This is a genomic window from Acinetobacter sp. SM1B (assembly GCF_003289665.1).
In the GTDB taxonomy this organism is placed as follows: Bacteria; Pseudomonadota; Gammaproteobacteria; order Pseudomonadales; family Moraxellaceae; genus Acinetobacter; species Acinetobacter schindleri.
In genome coordinates this window covers 1,125,794-1,144,260 of sequence record NZ_QMBM01000001.1, presented here as the reverse complement: position 1 = coordinate 1,144,260, position 18,467 = coordinate 1,125,794, and the positions used below count along the sequence as shown (strand labels likewise).

At 42.4% G+C, this 18,467-nt stretch carries 16 protein-coding genes and 1 pseudogene; 7 read left to right on the top strand and 10 right to left on the bottom strand.

The genetic code is table 11. From position 1 onward, the window contains the following. Positions 1–38 precede the first annotated feature (38 nt). The 7 genes from rseP to rimO all read right to left on the bottom strand — a co-directional run bounded on the left by rseP (position 39) and on the right by rimO (position 6,927). Positions 39–1,394, bottom strand: coding sequence for an RIP metalloprotease RseP (rseP, locus tag C8322_RS05405; protein ID WP_004812654.1), 1,356 nt, complete (start codon positions 1,392–1,394; stop codon positions 39–41). Between the two features lie 3 nt (positions 1,395–1,397). Then, entirely contained in the window at positions 1,398–2,594 is a 1,197-nt protein-coding gene (gene ispC, locus C8322_RS05400) for a 1-deoxy-D-xylulose-5-phosphate reductoisomerase (RefSeq protein WP_004812652.1), read from the bottom strand. After that, positions 2,595–3,419 carry a phosphatidate cytidylyltransferase gene (locus C8322_RS05395; RefSeq protein ID WP_004812650.1) on the bottom strand — a complete coding sequence of 275 codons (825 nt, stop codon included), beginning with the start codon at positions 3,417–3,419 and terminating at the stop codon, positions 2,595–2,597. It abuts the gene before it with no gap. A 3-nt stretch (positions 3,420–3,422) separates the two neighbouring features. Continuing rightward, positions 3,423–4,175, bottom strand: a complete 753-nt coding sequence (uppS, locus tag C8322_RS05390; RefSeq protein WP_004812649.1) for a polyprenyl diphosphate synthase — start codon at positions 4,173–4,175, stop codon at positions 3,423–3,425. A gap of 7 nt (positions 4,176–4,182) precedes the next feature. Further along, on the bottom strand, positions 4,183–4,737 hold the full coding sequence (gene frr / locus C8322_RS05385; protein WP_004812648.1) for a ribosome recycling factor: 555 nt from the start codon (positions 4,735–4,737) through the stop codon (positions 4,183–4,185). 77 nt (positions 4,738–4,814) lie between these two features. Further along, complete coding sequence (gene pyrH / locus C8322_RS05380) at positions 4,815–5,543, bottom strand: UMP kinase (protein ID WP_004812647.1); 729 nt, start codon at positions 5,541–5,543, stop codon at positions 4,815–4,817. A gap of 40 nt (positions 5,544–5,583) precedes the next feature. Continuing rightward, complete coding sequence (rimO, locus tag C8322_RS05375) at positions 5,584–6,927, bottom strand: 30S ribosomal protein S12 methylthiotransferase RimO (RefSeq protein WP_004812646.1); 1,344 nt, start codon at positions 6,925–6,927, stop codon at positions 5,584–5,586. A gap of 351 nt (positions 6,928–7,278) precedes the next feature. Between rimO and glnL the strand changes: the two genes are divergently transcribed. Both glnL and glnG read left to right on the top strand, forming a co-directional pair. Next, positions 7,279–8,388 carry a nitrogen regulation protein NR(II) gene (gene glnL / locus C8322_RS05370; RefSeq protein WP_004812645.1) on the top strand — a complete coding sequence of 370 codons (1,110 nt, stop codon included), beginning with the start codon at positions 7,279–7,281 and terminating at the stop codon, positions 8,386–8,388. Next, positions 8,375–9,847: a nitrogen regulation protein NR(I) gene (gene glnG / locus C8322_RS05365; RefSeq protein WP_004812644.1), complete on the top strand. Its 1,473-nt coding sequence runs from the start codon at positions 8,375–8,377 to the stop codon at positions 9,845–9,847. Before glnL ends, glnG begins: the two co-directional genes overlap by 14 nt. Before the next feature lie 59 nt (positions 9,848–9,906). On the opposite strand, the gene C8322_RS05360 is transcribed toward glnG, so the two are convergent. The 3 genes and pseudogenes from C8322_RS05360 to mnmG form a co-directional block, all read right to left on the bottom strand. After that, complete coding sequence (locus tag C8322_RS05360) at positions 9,907–10,233, bottom strand: hypothetical protein (protein ID WP_004812643.1); 327 nt, start codon at positions 10,231–10,233, stop codon at positions 9,907–9,909. Between the two features lie 127 nt (positions 10,234–10,360). After that, a pseudogene (gene mhpT, locus C8322_RS14710) lies at positions 10,361–11,572 on the bottom strand (3-(3-hydroxy-phenyl)propionate transporter MhpT). Positions 11,573–11,878: 306 nt separating this feature from the next. Beyond that, a complete protein-coding gene (gene mnmG, locus C8322_RS05345; protein ID WP_004812636.1) occupies positions 11,879–13,759 on the bottom strand; it encodes a tRNA uridine-5-carboxymethylaminomethyl(34) synthesis enzyme MnmG in 1,881 nt (626 codons plus the stop codon). A gap of 265 nt (positions 13,760–14,024) precedes the next feature. On the opposite strand from mnmG, the gene C8322_RS05340 reads away from it, so the two are divergent. The 5 genes from C8322_RS05340 to C8322_RS05320 all read left to right on the top strand — a co-directional run bounded on the left by C8322_RS05340 (position 14,025) and on the right by C8322_RS05320 (position 18,286). Continuing rightward, positions 14,025–14,369 (top strand): hypothetical protein, encoded by a 345-nt coding sequence (locus tag C8322_RS05340; protein WP_004812635.1) that lies wholly within the window; start codon positions 14,025–14,027, stop codon positions 14,367–14,369. A gap of 126 nt (positions 14,370–14,495) precedes the next feature. After that, a complete protein-coding gene (locus tag C8322_RS05335) occupies positions 14,496–15,386 on the top strand; it encodes a bile acid:sodium symporter family protein (protein WP_004812632.1) in 891 nt (296 codons plus the stop codon). Positions 15,387–15,467: 81 nt separating this feature from the next. Next, on the top strand, positions 15,468–16,355 hold the full coding sequence (locus tag C8322_RS05330; protein ID WP_004812629.1) for a bile acid:sodium symporter family protein: 888 nt from the start codon (positions 15,468–15,470) through the stop codon (positions 16,353–16,355). A gap of 135 nt (positions 16,356–16,490) precedes the next feature. Further along, complete coding sequence (gene prmA / locus C8322_RS05325; protein ID WP_004812628.1) at positions 16,491–17,393, top strand: 50S ribosomal protein L11 methyltransferase; 903 nt, start codon at positions 16,491–16,493, stop codon at positions 17,391–17,393. Positions 17,394–17,407: 14 nt separating this feature from the next. Next, positions 17,408–18,286, top strand: coding sequence for a DUF3426 domain-containing protein (locus tag C8322_RS05320; RefSeq protein WP_004812626.1), 879 nt, complete (start codon positions 17,408–17,410; stop codon positions 18,284–18,286). The last annotated feature ends 181 nt before the right edge of the window (positions 18,287–18,467 follow it).

The following is an 18,467-nucleotide window of genomic DNA, read 5'->3' as shown; positions in this document are numbered from 1 at the left end:
CAGTCTTTTCCGCTTGTTAATTTATTCCATCTACGTTGTTATAAACGCATAAAATCATTAAATAGTGCAAGTAGCATCATACTACCCAGCAATACCATACCAATTTTTAAGCCAACCAATTGTATTTGTTCAGAAACAGGTTTACCACGTAATAATTCAATAAAATAGTAAACCAGATGTCCGCCATCAAGCATTGGAATTGGCAGTAAATTTAATATCCCTAAACTTACACTCATTAGCGCCATAAAGGAAATAAAAGTTTGCCATCCCATTTCCGCACTTTGACCTGCCACTTTGGCAATCGTGATTGGACCAGATAAATTATCCAGACCAATCAGACCACGAACCATCTTCACAATCGAGTTCAGAATCATCGAAGACAGTTGTGTCGTTTTGTCAAAAGCCATGACCAGTGCTTCAGTCGGACTATATTGAATTGTCTGTTTATATTCTGCCGGGATTGTAATTTTACCTGGGTCACTTTGTACACCCAGCATACCCGTCACTTTACCCATATTGTCACGTTTCGCCTGTGGCATCACCTGTAAATGCACCACCTGGTTATTACGTAATACATCTATTTTTAATAATTTTTCTGGTGATGCCTGGACAACCTGTACCACATCAAACCAGTTTTTCATCGCCACACCATCAATGGCAATGATCTTGTCACCTTCCTTCATGCCTTGGCGGATTGCAGCCCCATCGTCACTGAGCTTAGATACCACGGCAGGAATTTCTGGACGATACGGTATAAAACCTAAAGTATCCAGTGGAGACTGTGACTGATCTTTCAGAAAACTCTGAATCGGCAATTGGAAACTTTTTATCTGTCCATCACGTTCGGCCTGAATCGTAATCAGCCCGGTTTCACCAACACGATCAACCAAGGCATAATTCAGCTTTTCCCAGGTTGCGACTTCAGTGCCATCCACTGCGGTAATTTTGTCACCTTGCTGCATCTGTACAGCAGCTGCAGGTGTATTAGGCAAAACCTGACCCACACGGGTATTTAACTGCTCTTGTGCAGGTAAAAATAAAATCCAGAATAGAATCACTGCAAAGAAAAGATTAATTAAAGGACCAGCCGCAACAATCGCGATACGTTTCCATGGATGTTGACGATTAAATGCTTTAGGGAGGTCCTCTTCAGGTACATTACCTTCACGTTCATCGAGCATTTTGACATAGCCGCCAAACGGCAAAGCAGAAAGCTGATACTGGATACCAGACTTTTTTGAAGTCCATTTAATTAGCGTTGGACCAAATCCAATCGAATAAACTAAAACCTTTACGCCAAGTTTTCGAGCTACAAAGTAATGTCCAAATTCATGGATCGCAATCAGAGGACCTAATAACAGAATTGCAGCTGCGATAATAAACAAGGCGTTCATGGCTTAACTTCCTTTATTCACAACGAATTGACGGGCGATATCACGCGCCTGCCGATCAGCCTGAAGAATCACTTCCAGCTGATCTGCTGTCCGATTGTCCATCGAATTCAGCGTATATTCAACTATCTGAGGTATTTGAATGAAAGTAATTTTTTCATGCAAAAATGCTGCCACGGCAATTTCATTGGCTGCATTCAGAATAGCAGGCGCAATCCCGCCTTGCTGCATTGCCTGGCGTGCCAGTTTTAATGCAGGAAAACGCTGGGTATCCGGTTGCTGGAAATTCAGTTGTGAATGTACAAATAAATCTAATGGAGCGACATGCGTACTGATCCGCTCTGGCCATGCCAAGGCATGTGCAATCGGGGTACACATATCCGGGTTACCCATTTGCGCCAAAGTTGAACCATCTACATATTGAACCATGGAGTGAATAATACTCTGTGGATGCACGACAACTGTAACAAATTGTTCTTTTACTGCAAATAAATGACAGGCTTCAATCAGTTCCAAACCTTTATTCATCAAGGTTGCTGAATCTACTGAAATTTTTTGACCCATTGACCAGTTTGGATGTTTGCAGGCTTGTGCTGGTGTGACCGTCTGCAGCTGATCGAAAGTATGATTTAAAAATGGACCACCAGAGGCAGTTAACAGAATCTGCTGTACACCCAGTTTTGGCTGACCGTTACGCTCAGCATCGAAGTAATTCGCCGGCAAACACTGGAAAATTGCATTGTGCTCTGAGTCCACAGGTAGCAATAAAGCCCCATGATCACGAGCAGCCTGCATCATAATATCACCAGACATCACCAAAGCTTCTTTATTAGCCAACAGGACGCGTTTTCCCGCTTTGACCGCAGCCAATGTCGGCAAAAGGCCAGCTGCACCAACAATCGCCGCCATGACTATATCTACTTCTGGATGTTCAGCAACAGCAATCAAGCCTGCTTCATCTGGTAAAATTTCTATTTCGGATAACTGTTGCTGTTTCAGCAATTGTGCCAGTTCATCTACTTTAAAGGCTGGCACCACAGCGATTTTTGGTCGAAACTGCTTACAGATCTCGACCAGTTCAGCAATACGGCTTTGTGCAGTCACAGCATATACGCTGTAAGCTTCAGGATGTCGCTGCAGGATTTTTAAAGTACTTTGCCCAATAGAACCTGTAGCACCCAGTATACAAACAGCTTGTGACATTTATAAATCTACGCCAATTAGTTTTAAGACATACATGCCTGCAGCAAAAATCGGCGCTGCAGCCAGGAGAGAATCAATACGGTCCAATACACCACCATGTCCTGGCAGAATACGTCCCGAATCTTTAATACCAGCACGACGTTTGATCATCGATTCAAACAGGTCACCAAGTACAGAACTAAAGACTGTTAATACTGATAAAATCAGGAATAAAAGCAGTTCGGGAATACTGATATCGAGATAAAGTAATGTGACTGTAATGACAATCAACATGGATGTGACGATTCCGCCATACAACCCTTCAACCGATTTGTTTGGACTAACTTTCGGTGCGAGCTTTTTATTGCCGAACTTGCGTCCAATAAAATAGGCACCACTGTCTGCCCCCCAAACCAGCAAAAACAGATACATTAACCACCAAGGTGAATGCTGCCAGACTGAATAGATTGCAGTGACCGCCGCCGAGATCAGGATCACACCAATGCCATTTAAAGTAACATTGTACCAGCCATCATATTCAGGATAGGATTTAACCCAATAGATGCTGAGGATCCAGGTCAAAATCGATGCCGCCCAAAGCAGCATGGAGATGTCTGAAAAATAGAGTGCAAGTGCTGAAAGAACTGCTGTGAGTAAGCCATAACCCCAAGCAAACGGCTTAATTACTTTTTCCCCCTGATGTGGCATGAGTTTAAACCACTCATAACCTGCCACACCTGCAGCAACGACCATCAACACAAACATTGGGTAATATGCAGTAGTGGCAAACATACAACTGAGTACAACAGCCACCAAAACCAATGCGGTTATAATCCGCTCTAACATGTATTAATTCTCAAGTTTCTCTTGCTGAATCTGTTCTGATGTCTTACCAAACCGACGTTCACGCCCACCAAATACGGCAAAGGCATCGTCAAGTTCTTCCGTGGTAAATTCTGGCCATAAGGTTTCAGTAAAATACAGTTCCGCATAAGCTGCCTGCCAGAGCAGGAAGTTTGACAAGCGGAAATCTCCACCGGTACGGATTAACAGATCCACAGGTGGTAAATCACTAAGACTTACATATTGACCAAAAACATCAGCATTAATTGCATCAAGTTCTAATTTATTTGTTAAAACATCCGCAGCAATTCGCTTCGCAGCCTGCGCCATATCCCACATACCACCATAACTAATGGCAATAGTGAGCGTCATGCTATCGAACTTAGCAGTCCTTTCCTCAGCATGCAACATCAAAGCTTGCAACTCTGGAGATAAACGGCTGCAATCACCAATAAAGCGCAAGGCAATATTGAATTTTTCCATGCGCGGTAACTGTTCATGGATGGTGTCTTCGAGCAATCGCATGAGCAGATCCACTTCATACTGCGGACGATTCCAGTTTTCACTCGAAAACGCAAATACAGTTAAAGCCTGGATTTTTCTTTTTCTACAGTGTTCTACAATTGGATCAAGGACGCTTTTACCTTCACGGTGTCCTTCACCCTTTTGCATCTGATTTTTTTTGGCAAAACGATTGTTGCCATCCATGATGATGGCAACATGTTTTGGAAGACGGGAACTCTCTTCAGAAAAGGTCATTGATGAATTAGACCTTCATCAATTCAGCTTCTTTTGCAGCCAAACGTTTATCAACTTCAGCAACATATTTATCGGTAATTTTCTGGATTTCGTCAGAAGCACGACGCTCTTCATCTTCAGAAATTTCTTTTTCTTTCAATAAAGCTTTGATATCGCCTAAAACATCACGACGAATGTTACGGATCGCAACTTTAGCGTTTTCAGCTTCGTTACGCGCAACTTTCTGCATGTCACGGCGAGTTTCTTCAGTTAACGCAGCCATTGGTACACGAATTGCGTCAGCAGTAATTGGGTTAAGCCCTAAATCTGATTCACGAATGGCTTTATCAATTGCAGCAACCATTGAACGCTCAAATGGTTGAACCAGCAAGGTACGTGAATCTTCAACACCTACGTTTGCAACCTGGTTCAATGGCACGTCAGAGCCATAGTAAGGAACCATAACACCGTTCAGAATCGATGGATGTGCACGTCCAGTACGAACTTTGGCAAAACCATGCTCCAACGAGTCAAGTGACTTGTTCATACGGTCTTCTGCGTCTTTTTTAAGATCGTTAATCATATGATCTTCCTTACTTAATTCTAAAAAATGTAAAAGCTAAATTTTGACTAGTATAAAGTGCTTCAAGGTTCACGTCATCAATTGGTAACGTGAGTACCCTCTTTTTCACCCATCACAACGGACAATAAAGCACCAGACTTGTTCATGTCGAAAACTTGTAGCGGTACGTTATGATCACGGCATAGGCAAATCGCCGTTAAATCCATCACACCCAGTTTTTCATCAAGCACTTGGTCAAAGGTTAAGGTTTCGTATTTAACAGCATCTTCAAATTTGCTTGGATCTTTATTATAGACACCATCAACTTTGGTTGCTTTCAGAATCAGGTCCGCTTCAATTTCAATACCACGCAAGCAAGCTGCTGTATCAGTGGTAAAGAACGGGTTACCTGTACCTGCAACAAATACGCAGACTTCACCACGCGTCAGGTGACGAATCGCATCACGGCTTGAGTAAGATTCTACAACGGTGCCAATTGGCAATGCTGAAAGTAAACGTGTCTTGATGTTACGGCGTACCAGCGCATCACGTAATGCCAGACCGTTCATCACGGTTGCCAGCATACCCATCTGGTCACCGGTTACACGACCAACCAGACCATCTTTCTGCAACTGGCTACCACGGTACAAGTTACCACCACCGACAACAATACCGACCTGTACACCCAATCCAACCAGGTGTGCAATCGCTAAAGACATCTGGTCAAGGATTGGTGCATCAATACCCATATCCTTATTGCCGGCAAGCGCTTCACCTGAAAGTTTCAGCAAAATACGGCCAAAACGCGGCTTTTTAGAATCCAACATCATCAAACTCCAAATTATTTCATTTAATTTTATCTAGGTATTAGGCTGATTTAATCGAAATCAGTTTTGCAAACAGGTCATATTCGTCTGCATCGGTAATTTCGACTTCAAGCAAAGCACCTGTCTTAATCAGGCTCTTGTCGATATCTTCAACAAATACATTCCCATCAATCTCTGGTGCATCGGCATAAGAACGTGCTACAGCAACCGGGAATTCCTCTTCCAGATCATCGACTAGCACTGTCATTTTCTGACCGATACGCTTTTGCAGCTTGGCTGCTGAGATCGCTTGCTGCACCTGCATGAAACGTTCATAACGTTCTTGCTTGATTTCTTCCGGCACATGATCTGGCAGATCATTCGCTGCTGCACCTTCAACTGCTGAATAAGTGAAACAACCCACACGATCCAGCTGAGCTTCCTGCAACCAGTCCAACAACATTTGGAAGTCTTCTTCGGTTTCACCCGGGAAGCCCACTACAAATGTCGAACGCAGCACCAATTCAGGACATTTTTCACGCCATACTTTCAAACGTTCTAATGTATTTTCACTGTGCGCAGGACGCTTCATCAGCTTTAATACTTTAGGACTTGCATGCTGGAATGGAATATCCAGGTATGGCAGAATTTTGCCTTGTGCCATCAGATCAATCACCGCATCCACATGTGGATATGGGTAGACATAGTGCAGACGCACCCAGATGCCTAACTGACCCAGCGCTTCACACATATCATAGAATTTGGTCTTAACTGGCTGACCATTCCAGAAGTCAAGTTTGTACTTGGTATCCACGCCGTAAGCAGAAGTATCCTGGGAGATGACGAGTACTTCTTTGACACCTGAACGTTTTAGCGCTGCAGCTTCTTCAAGCACAGAACCGACTGGACGCGATACCAGATCACCACGCATGCTTGGGATAATGCAGAAAGTACAACGGTGGTTACAGCCTTCTGAAATTTTCAAGTACGCATAGTGTTTTGGAGTAAGGCGAATGCCTTGCTCAGGAACCAGATCAATAAATGGATTATGTTTTGGCGGTTCAGGGACATATTGATGAACCGCATCCATTACTTCTTCATAAGCCGCAGCACCAGTCACTTTCAGGACATTCGGATGCATTTGGCGAATCTTGTCTTCGTCTTTACCTAGACAGCCCGTCACAATCACGCGACCATTCGCGCTCATCGCTTCACCGATGGCGTCTAGAGACTCTTGTACTGCAGATTCAATAAAACCACAGGTGTTTACCACTACTAAATCAGCACCGTCATAATCCGATGCGACATCATAACCTTCAGTCTTCAACTGAGTTAAAATTCGTTCAGAATCTACCAATGCCTTAGGACAACCTAAAGAAACAAAACCGACTTTGGGGGACTTCATGAATCTGCGCTCCACTAGAATGCGCGTATTGTATGTCTTTTCGAAACATAAAAACAGTTGAAATGGAGACTGATTACATCAAGCACCAAAATAAAGCCATAAAATATTCAATATAATTATACATGCACCAAAATTGAACATTTATGATTTACATGCTGATTTTTATCAGCTATACCATTAACAAATCATGCATCTTCATGACCCCACTTCCATTTCATTGCAATAATTTAGGGATTATTTAAAAAGTTGGCGTGCATTTTGCTTAATGTGCATCAAATGAGAACTTAAGACTTTAAATTTTGCTTTATGAAGATGCCATTGCGCTATTTTAATACAGGAAAACCATCGCTAATGGATCAGCCCCTTTCCATCGACTATCGCCTTTTGGTGGACAACCTGACCACTGCTGTCATGCTGATTGATAGCAACCTGAATATCTATTACCTGAACACTGCCTGCGAGGCCATGTTCGATATCAGCTTGTTACGCGCATTTGGCACACCGGTATTAAATATCCTGCAAGCCCCTACAGATGAGTTCAATACTGAAGAGTCGCTGTATAACACCCTGCATACTGGACAACCTTATACCCGCCGTGAAGCGACCATTATTGTCAATTTTAAAGATATTCATGTGGATTACACGGTTTCGCTACTGAATGCAGGCAAACCACATCACCCCTTATTGCTGATTGAGCTGAATCAGCGTGACCGTATGTTGAAAATCTCACGTGAAGAAAACTATATTCAGCAACATCAGGTGGCGCGCCAGTTGATCCGTGGTGTAGCACATGAAATCAAGAACCCGCTTGGTGGTATTCGTGGTGCAACACAGCTTCTCGCACGTAGCCTGGATGATCCGAAATACAAAGAATTTACAGATATTATTATCAGTGAAGTGGATCGCCTGAGAAATCTGGCGGATAGTATGCTGGGTTCACGTCAGTTACCAAGCTATGAAATGGTCAACGTCCATGAGCCTTTAGAACGTGTCCGCTCACTAATTGTAAATCAGACCAAAAAGAAAATTAAAATCACTAGGGACTACGACCTGTCCCTGCCAGAAGTTTTAGCAGACCGCGATCAGCTGATTCAGGTCATGCTGAATATCTGTGTGAATGCGGTTCAGGCGATGACTGAAAACAAAGACTTCTTTGTCGAGCATCAGCCTGAACTGATTTTAAGAACCCGTATTCAGCGTCTATATACTATTAATGGTGTGATTCATCGTTCAGTGGTACGCATCGACATTGAAGATAATGGTCCGGGTGTACCAGACGATATTATTGAAGCCGTTTTCTACCCGCTTGTGACCAGCCGTGCCAAAGGAACCGGCCTGGGCCTCAGTATTGCTCAAAATATAATGCACCAACATAACGGAATGATTGAATGCCAGTCAGTTCCAGGAAAAACCGTATTTAGCTTATTTTTACCTTGGGAGTCAGATCATGTCGCGAAATAAAATATGGGTGATTGATGACGATCGTGCCATGCGTTGGGTACTCGAAAAAACATTCAAAGAAGAAGGTTTCGACGTTACCAGTTTTGAAGAAGCCCAGTCAGCACTTGATCAGCTGAGTGTGGATGCACCAGATGTGATCCTGACCGATATCCGAATGCCGGGTATTGATGGCTTAACCTTTTTAGGTAAGGTCAAGAATACTAATCCTGATCTGCCTGTCATAATTATGACGGCGCACTCGGATCTGGAATCAGCGGTATCCAGTTATCAGACCGGTGCCTTCGAGTATCTGCCAAAGCCATTTGATATTGATGAAGCGCTAGCATTGGTGAATCGTGCCATCCTGCACATCACCAAGTTACAGCAACAGGAATCTGCAAAAGCGACTCCAACAATTCAATCGACTGAAATTATCGGTGAATCTCCTGCAATGCAGGAAGTATTCCGCGCTATCGGCCGTCTATCTCAGTCGCATATTACTGTTTTGATTAATGGTGAATCAGGTACAGGTAAAGAATTGGTGGCACATGCTTTGCACCGCCATTCACCACGTAGCAATAAGCCATTTATTGCCCTGAACATGGCCGCGATTCCGAAAGACCTGATTGAGACTGAATTGTTTGGTCATGAAAAAGGCGCTTTTACCGGTGCAAATACGCAACGTCAGGGCCGTTTTGAACAGGCCAACGGCGGTACGCTGTTCCTGGATGAAATTGGTGACATGCCATTTGAAACACAAACTCGTTTGTTACGTGTCCTAGCTGATGGTGAATTTTACCGTGTAGGTGGTCATATTCCAGTCAAGGTTGATGTGCGTATCGTGGCAGCAACTCACCAGGATCTGGAAAAACTGGTACACGATGGCCGCTTCCGTGAAGACTTGTATCACCGCCTGAATGTAATTCGTATTCATATTCCTAAACTGGCACACCGTTCTGAAGATATTCCAATGCTGGCACAGCATTTCCTGGCACGTGCAGGCAAAGAGCTTGGTGTCAATCCGAAGATTCTGCGTCCTGAAACTCAGGAATATATGCAAAAGCTGCCTTGGCAAGGAAACGTGCGTCAGCTGGAAAATACCTGTCGCTGGTTAACGGTTATGATCACAGGTCGTGAAGTTTATCCAGAAGACTTGCCACCTGAACTGAAACAGATTCCTATCCAGCAGGACAATGGTGCACCAATTCCAAATCTGAATCAGGTTGCTCCGCATCATTGGGATGAATTACTGAACCAATGGGCAATTCAAAAGCTAAAAAATGGTGAGATGAAGATTCTCGACATCGCAACACCAATGTTTGAACGCACTCTGATTAATGCAGCCCTTCAGCAAACTCGTGGCCGTAAACGCCATGCTGCTGAGCTTTTAGGTTGGGGTCGAAATACATTGACGCGCAAACTTAAAGAGCTGGGTATGGACAGTGCAGATGATGATGTTGAAGAAGAAGTTGAAGGTTAATTTTTAAAGTTAGCCACAAAAAAGCGCCAATTGATTTGGCGCTTTTTTCATTCTGAGATTTAAGCAGTAAGGCCAATATAACGTGAATAACCTTCCACACCCAGATCCGATTTTAAAATTATAAATTCCGGATAAGTACTTGCAGTCAACTCTGCGAACATATTGACCTGATCATCATTGGCATGTAAATCATCCACAGTATGTTGCATGGTCTGTTCAAACTCATCAGTGATGTATTCAAAACCAATATCCATGGCAATAAACAGGGTATGTTCACAAGGCTGGACATATTGCTCTTCTTGCCAGTTAATAATCTGTTGCTGGCAATGTAGGCAGGTAATATTGTCGGTCGCGTCTATATCCAGCTCAATTAACTGATAGCTCATATCTCAATTTCGTTTTTTAGTTCAACTTATATTAACAAAAACTACCTGTTAAATAATCTGTCTAAATATCTTCAAATAAAAAAAGCCAGCCATCAGACCAACTTTTTTCATAGATAGATCACTTAAATTAATGCTTGTTTTTTGTCTTATAACGGGACAGAGCAGTGACTGCCACAGCAGAAATCACCACAGCCGGCAAGCTGGCCCACAGAATACCTGTTGTTCCCAAGCCCAATGCCAGAATCTTGCCAGATAAAAGTGGACCAGTCATGGCACCCAAACGCCCGAGTGAAATCGCACTTCCCACTCCCGTAACTTTACCTGCCCCTGAGTAGAAGATTGGAGAAATACCATACAGGATAGATTGGCCACCGGTAGAGAAAATTCCACCCATTAAACCGGCCAGGATCAGCAATGGAATCACTTTACTGGTAAAGAGCAGAATCAATACAATTGCCAGGCCTACATAAATGATAGCAGCCACTTGCCAGAGTTTCAGGCGATCTAATAAATAACCTAGCCCTAAAGTACCAATTACAGCACCAACCTGGAAGATCAGCATGATACTAAAAGCTTCCTGCTTGGAAAGCCCCTGTTCCATCAGTAAATTTGGTAACCAGCTGATCAGGATATAGTTAATCATTAAGGTAAAGAAAAAGCCGAACCACAATGGCACAGTACGTTTATATTGTTCCTGTTTAAACAGTACTTCAGCCATATTGGGTACTGCGATCTGTTGCTCAGTCGTTTAGGCTTTAACAGCACTCGGTTTATCTATTAAAATCAAAGCTATGAAAGGCAGCAGGACCAATGGTGTCAAACCACCGATCAGGAATAGTGTTTGCCAGCTAATGTCCTTAAAATAGATTGCCAGCCCGGCAACAAAAATCGCACCTACAGGCAAACCACAATACATTAAGCTATTCAGCTTACCCCGGTTAAGTTCAGTCGCCTCATCCCCCACTACTGAAATCATGGTGGGCATCGCAGCCCCTAAGCCCAACCCCGTCAGGAAACGTGCCGCATATAAAATTTCAATACTTGGTGCGATCGCTGTAAGTGCAAAGAACACCCCGAAAATAGCCACTGACAGCATTAAGACTCGTTTCTGACCTAAATAGTCCGCGATTCGCCCACCAAAGAAAGCGCCGAACAACATACCAAAAACGCCGAGACTAAATACATAGCCCATTTGCACCTGATCAAGTGCAAACGTTTCTGCAATACCTTTGGCTGCAATTCCAGGGGCTTGTAAATCAAAGCCTTCAAAAAATGCGACCTAGAAACACAAAAATATCACCAGAAATTTTTGTATTTTTTCCTTTTGTGTCAACATCATGATTCATCTTCCTCAATTCCAGGCTTTTTTTGGCCTAGCCCACTGCCTAATTGTTAATCTAATCCTTTCGAATAAATAGCACTACAATGGTAGGATTTGAAATGTAAGGATTTGCTTTTTCACCTCCAAATAAGACTTAAAAACAATGACAGTGATTCTATTTTTAGATGAAAAATTATCAATATTATTATTTTTCAATGATTTATTTTATTGGTAGCTTTTAACTATGGAATCATTCATCTCGGTGATTATTAACTTTTATTTATAAAAAAACCCGCATTACACGGGCTTCTTTAATTCAAAATCTTAAGCAGATTTTTTTGTTTGTGCATTCTTGCGAATCGTAATCATCACCAGTTGAACTGCAGCAGGGGTTACACCCGGAATACGGCTTGCTTGTGCAAGCGTTTCAGGACGAACATCTTTTAACTTCAAGGTAATTTCACGAGAAAGACCTGAAACGATGTCATAGTTAAAATCAGTAGGAATCTTGGTTTCTTCCAAACGCTTCATTTGCGCTACATCTTGGTGCTGACGGTTAATATAACCTTCGTATTTCACCGCAATCTCAATTTGGTCGCCTACTTGAGCTGACACGTCAGAACCAGTAAGTTCTGCAATTTGAGCAAAGCTAATATTAGGACGTTTTAATAAATCAATTGCAGAACATTCTTTAGAAAGATCTGCACCTGTCATCTCAACGAATTTTTTACCCATTGGATTGTTTGGCGCTGCCCAAAGATGTTGCAAACGACCTGTCTCACGCTCAACCGCTTCCATTTTCTCGCAGTAAGCCGCCCAACGCTCATCATCCACCAGACCCATTTCACGACCGATTGGTGTTAAACGTTGATCCGCATTGTCTTCACGTAACATCAAACGGTATTCCGCACGTGAAGTGAACATACGATACGGTTCTTTAGTACCTAAAGTAATTAGGTCATCAACTAGTACGCCCATGTATGCTTCATCACGTTTTGGTGTCCATTGCTCTTGATCCCACGCACGACGTGCTGCGTTCAAGCCTGCAAGTAAACCTTGCGCACCTGCTTCTTCATAACCTGTTGTACCGTTGATTTGACCTGCAAAGTACAAGTTATTAATCGCTTTGGTTTCCAAAGTGAATTTCAACGCTTGCGGGTTGAAGTAATCGTATTCAATCGCATACCCTGGACGAAGAATGTGTGCATTCTCCATACCACGGATTGAGCGCACCAATTCAAACTGCACATCAAATGGCAATGATGTTGAAATACCATTTGGATACAACTCGTGCGTATCTAAACCTTCAGGCTCAAGGAATACTTGGTGAGAGTCTTTATCGGCAAAACGATGAATCTTGTCTTCAATCGATGGGCAATAACGTGGACCCACACCTTCGATTACACCAGTATACATTGGTGAACGGTCTAAACCGCCACGGATAATGTCATGAGTTTTTTCATTGGTATGTGTAATCCAGCAGTTCACTTGTTCAGGGTGCATTGAAGCATCACCCATGAATGACATGGTCGGAGATGGGAAATCACCCGGCTGTGGTGTCATTACAGAGAAATCAACTGAACGTGCATCAATACGTGGGGGCGTGCCTGTTTTTAAACGACCGACTGGAAGTTGAAGTTCACGTAAACGATGCGCCAATGAAATTGATGGTGGATCGCCTGCACGACCACCGCTTGATTTTTCAAGACCGACGTGAATCACACCACCTAAGAATGTACCTGCAGTTAACACCACAGTTTTCGCATCAAAGCGAATACCCATTTGGGTTACTACACCTTTAACGGTATCGCCTTCAACAATCAGGTCATCCGCTGCTTGTTGAAAAATATCAAGATTCGCTTGGTTTTCTAATGTTTCACGAATCGCAGCTTTATAACGTACACGGTCAGCCTGCGCGCGCGTCGCACGAACCGCAGCACCTTTACGTGAGTTTAAAATTCGGAATTGGATACCGCCTTTGTCAGCAGCAAGTGCCATTGCACCGCCCAAGGCATCAATTTCACGCACCAAGTGCGATTTACCAATACCACCGATGGCTGGGTTACAGCTCATCTGCCCTAAAGTCTCAATATTGTGAGTTAAGAGTAAAGTCTGTCGACCCATACGCGCCGCAGCCAATGCTGCTTCCGTACCTGCGTGACCGCCACCGATCACAATGACATCGTATACTTTAGGATAGTGCATAGTGGTATTTGAGAGATTAAAAAAGGATAGCCGAAGATTATAGCAAAAATTGCAGAATAGTTGACAAATTCAGTGGAATTAATTCAAGGTCACCCTATCGTATTTTTATAAACCTTCTTAATTGTCACTTAATCTTTCATTTTTTAGCAAAACACCGATAAATCAATACATAGAGCTTGTATTGGTTACCTGATCGCAATTGTATGCAGCTGAGTATTTTCTAAGATGTAAATTTGACGCCACACGAAGAAAAAAGGTGAAATAAATGGATAAGAAAATATTATTTTCAATAATGCTCGGTGCACTATCAGTAACAGGCATGGCAACTGCAAATGATAAGGTTGCTAAAGTTTACAATCCAGATTTGTATCAAAAAGTCTGTAAAGGCAAATCAGCTGGTGATGCCGTAACTTTTGCTCATCGTGGTATTATCTGGAACGGAACCTGTGAACCACAGTTTTTTTCCAACTCTAAAACAACCTTAATGGGTGATGAAGCTGAAATTTACAGTGCTTGTCAAGACGCTTCTGGAAACACCACAACCACCGTTAATGGTCAGGAAATTAGTGGTAAATGTGCCTTGGGCTTCACTCCTCCTCGACCTAAATAAAGCTCTTTGAAGTGATACAAGAATAAATGGGCAAAATTGAGGTTTTGCCCATTTTCTATTGATTATTTAATAATTTACGTTAAACTTAATTTAAAAATGAAGATCCAATAATAAAAAGGACATTCTATGGATTCGGTATTTTTTGTTTTTTTATTGCCGGTACTGCTGGCAATTTTAATGATGGGGTTAGGACTTGAATTACGCGTCAAGGATTTTATTCGTGTACTCAACTATCCTAAGGTCATTTTTATTGCCTTATTTATCCAGCTGATCCTGTTGACCAGTCTGGCTTTTCTGATTTGTATCATATTGGATTTGCCGCCGCTACTGGCAGTGGGTTTAATGCTGCTGGCAGCCTCTCCGGGTGGACCAACTGCCAATCTTTTCAGCTACCTATATAAAGGTGATTTAGCGCTTAACTTCACCCTCACTACAATTAATACTTTTATATCGATCTTCACCCTGCCTTTTATTATTAATTTATCCTTACATTTTTTCCTGGGCAGTGACGATACCATTACCATGCCAGCCATGAAGATGGTTCAGGTATTTTTTATCATATTACTTCCTGTTATCTTCGGTATGGCATTACGGGCTAAATTCCCAAGGCTCACAATCACTGTCAATCGCTCAATGCGTATTTTCGCAATTGGCTTCCTCATTGCATTATTTGTATTTGCAGTCGTACGCGAACGCCATAATCTGATGGAATATTTCAATAGCATCGGAATCGCAACCGTAATTTTTGGCTTTTCCAGCCTGTTTATTGGTTATTGCCTACCTTTACTGCTTGGTATTCCAGACCGTCAGGCACGTGCTTGTACCTTTGAGGTGGGCATTCATAATACCGCTGTTGCCATAACTATCGCTATTACCGTATTAGGCAATAATACTATTGCCATCCCTGCGGGTATCTATACTATTGTCATGTACACTCTTGCCACCTTTTTTGGCATTATCCTGAGCCGTCAACGCATCATTTATCAGAAATCTAAGCATCGTTTATCAGATTTGTAAACACGCTATGTAAACCATAATTTCCTCTGTATGCTGGACTTAAAAATAGATAAAAAAGACATTTAAATAAGGAGTATACAGATGGATTCTGGCTTTATTACCATATTGTTACCACTGGCTTTAGCGATCATTATGATGGGGCTTGGACTTGAACTTACCCCACGTGACTTTAGCCGAGTTACCCGCCATCCCAAAGCTGTACTCATCGCACTTTTCTGTCAGCTGATTATCCTAGTGGGAATCGCCTTTGCACTATGTAAACTACTAGCTTTACCACCACTGTTATCAGTCGGTTTGATGCTCTTGGCTGCTTCTCCAGGCGGTGCCACAGCCAACCTGTTTAGCTACCTATTCAAAGGTGATCTAGCACTGAATATTACTTTGACAGCAATCAACTCAGTCATTGCTGCAATTACCCTGCCTTTAATTATTAACTTCTCGATCTTGCACTTCATGCAGGATGGTCAGCAAGTTGGCCTGCAATTTGGCAAAATTCTGCAGGTCTTTGCGATTATTCTGATTCCAGTTGGGATTGGCATGCTGATTCGTCATTATGCACCAGGTGTGACAGCAAAATTGAATCGACCACTGCGGATTTTTGCTATTACTTTTCTGGTTCTTATTATTGTCGCAACCATTGTGAAGGAACGTGCCAATATCAGTGAATATCTGACTCAAGTCGGACTGGCAACTGCCTTATTCTGTATCCTCAGCCTTGGCATCGGCTATCTGGTTCCACGACTCCTTAACATTAATAGCGCTCAAGCACGCGCCAGTGCTTTTGAAATCGGTATTCATAACAGCACTCTTGCCATGACCATTGCCCTGACCGTAATTGGCAGCTCAGCAGTAGCAATGCCAGCGGCAGTTTATTCGATTTTTATGTATATATTTGCTGCAATTTTTGGCACTTTACTGAATCGACTTGCACCGCTTCAGGTACAAAAACCCCTGACAAATCTAGATTAGATAAAGTCTAAAACCTTTAAAAGGATGTCTCAGGCATCCTTTTTTTTATTTACACCTGCACAGCAATCTAGCCGCACAAAAACCGGAACTTCCGTTACAATAGCTTTTTGAAAAGATATACATAAGGTTATTTCTGTGAAGTGGTTACAAATTCATATTACGGTTGATCAGGCTCAGGTTGATTTCACTGAAACATTACTCAGCTCGCTGGGTGCGGTGAGCGTGACGCTGGATGATGCTGAAAATCAGGATTTACTTGAACCACTTCCAGGTGAAACACCGTTGTGGAATAAAGTGATTGTTACCGGTATTTATGCACAAGAAGAAGGCGAAGAAATCGATGTCGATGCACTCGAAACCTTTATTCGTGCACAAATGCCTGAAGCGCCTATCCGTCATGAATTTCTGGAAGATCAAGCTTGGGAACGCACCTGGATGGATGCTTATGAACCAATTCAGATTTCTGACAAGTTCTGGATTGTGCCAGAATGGATGGAACCACCTGAAGCAGATGCAGTAAATATCAAGCTCGATCCTGGTCTAGCTTTTGGTACAGGCAATCATGCTTCTACTTTCCTCTGCCTGCAATGGCTGGGAAAAACAGATCTCAAAGACAAAATCGTCATTGACTATGGCTGTGGTTCAGGCATTTTAGCGGTTGCTGCCCTGCTACTTGGCGCGAAAAAAGCATATGCAACCGATATTGATCCACAAGCAGTCTTAGCCACCCAACAAAATGCTGAACTTAATGGTGTACTTGATCGGCTTTATGTAGGCTTACCGGAAGAGTTTAACGAAGAGCTTGGTGCAATAAAGGCAGATGTTTTCGTTGCCAATATCCTGGCAGGTCCACTGATGATGCTTGAACCGCACTTTGCAGAATTGGTAAAAGCTGAGGGCGAATTCGCACTTGCGGGTGTTATTGAAGAACAAGTTACTGATGTTACTAGCATTTACTCTAATCATTTTGATATATTAGAAGTAGCGAAGCGTGATGAATACTGGTGTCGAATTTCTGGTAAACGCCATAAGAATTAAATAAGCGTGAATGTATGAGTGATAAACGAACCCTCTGCCCGACTTGTTCCACAATCTACAAAGTAACGGTTGCTCAGTTAACCATTGCTCAGGGTATGGTTTGTTGTCCCAAATGCACCACCTCATTTAATGCACTTTCTCATCTGGTGACCGAACCTCAGCCTTCGACCACTGGCACCCCCCCTGAAGCTAATGTTGAGTCTCTTAGTCCAGCTCAACCTACATCACAATTTGATGCAGACTTATATAACAGCAAGATTTCTTCTCGCCTCAACAATCTTTTACATATTTTTGATGAAAAAGTTGAAAACTCGAATATTGATCTCAAAACCTATTTGAATAATCTAAACTATTTTAGTACCGAGCCCATCAGTGCCCTTCCAGCCATGAACTGGGAAGAAGATACACATGACAGAAGTCAGCGCTCTATCTTGCAATATATTGGCTGGACAGCAATAAATGTATTATTACTCGGCATATTGGTTTTTCAGTTCTTCTGGTTTAATCCACAGTACTTAAAGAATAGTCATGTGATGGGTACAGCGTTTAATGCTGTTTGTGATGTATTCAATTGTTCTAATATGGAAGAACATTACGACCTGATTAATACCAGGAATGTTAAAGTCACGGCATCAGATTCAAAACAAACCCGATTTACAGGTGAACTGATCAATTATCATGATCGCAGCCTGGCCATGCCAGTTTTGCGTCTCGACTTAAAAGATAATGGGGTGATTACTGCTTCCTATACGCTTTCACCTTCAGAATACCTGATTGAAAGTTTAGTGAGCATCCAGCGTATTCCAAAAAATAGTCCTTTTAAATTCGACTTTCAGGTTCCAGTCAAGCGAAAAAGTTTCGATAGCTATAGTTTAGAAATAATTCGTCCTTGATATTGAAAAAAACTATCAAAAAAGATAAAAAAACTAAAAAAAAATGCAGTTTTCTTGCTCACTTTTTTGTAGACAATGGTATTATACGCGCCACGAAAGCTATGTGCTGCCAACTCTTCGCTAATTTTTCACAACAAATACAGTCTTGCTAATGCGCTCTAACACTTATTGCGTATCATGC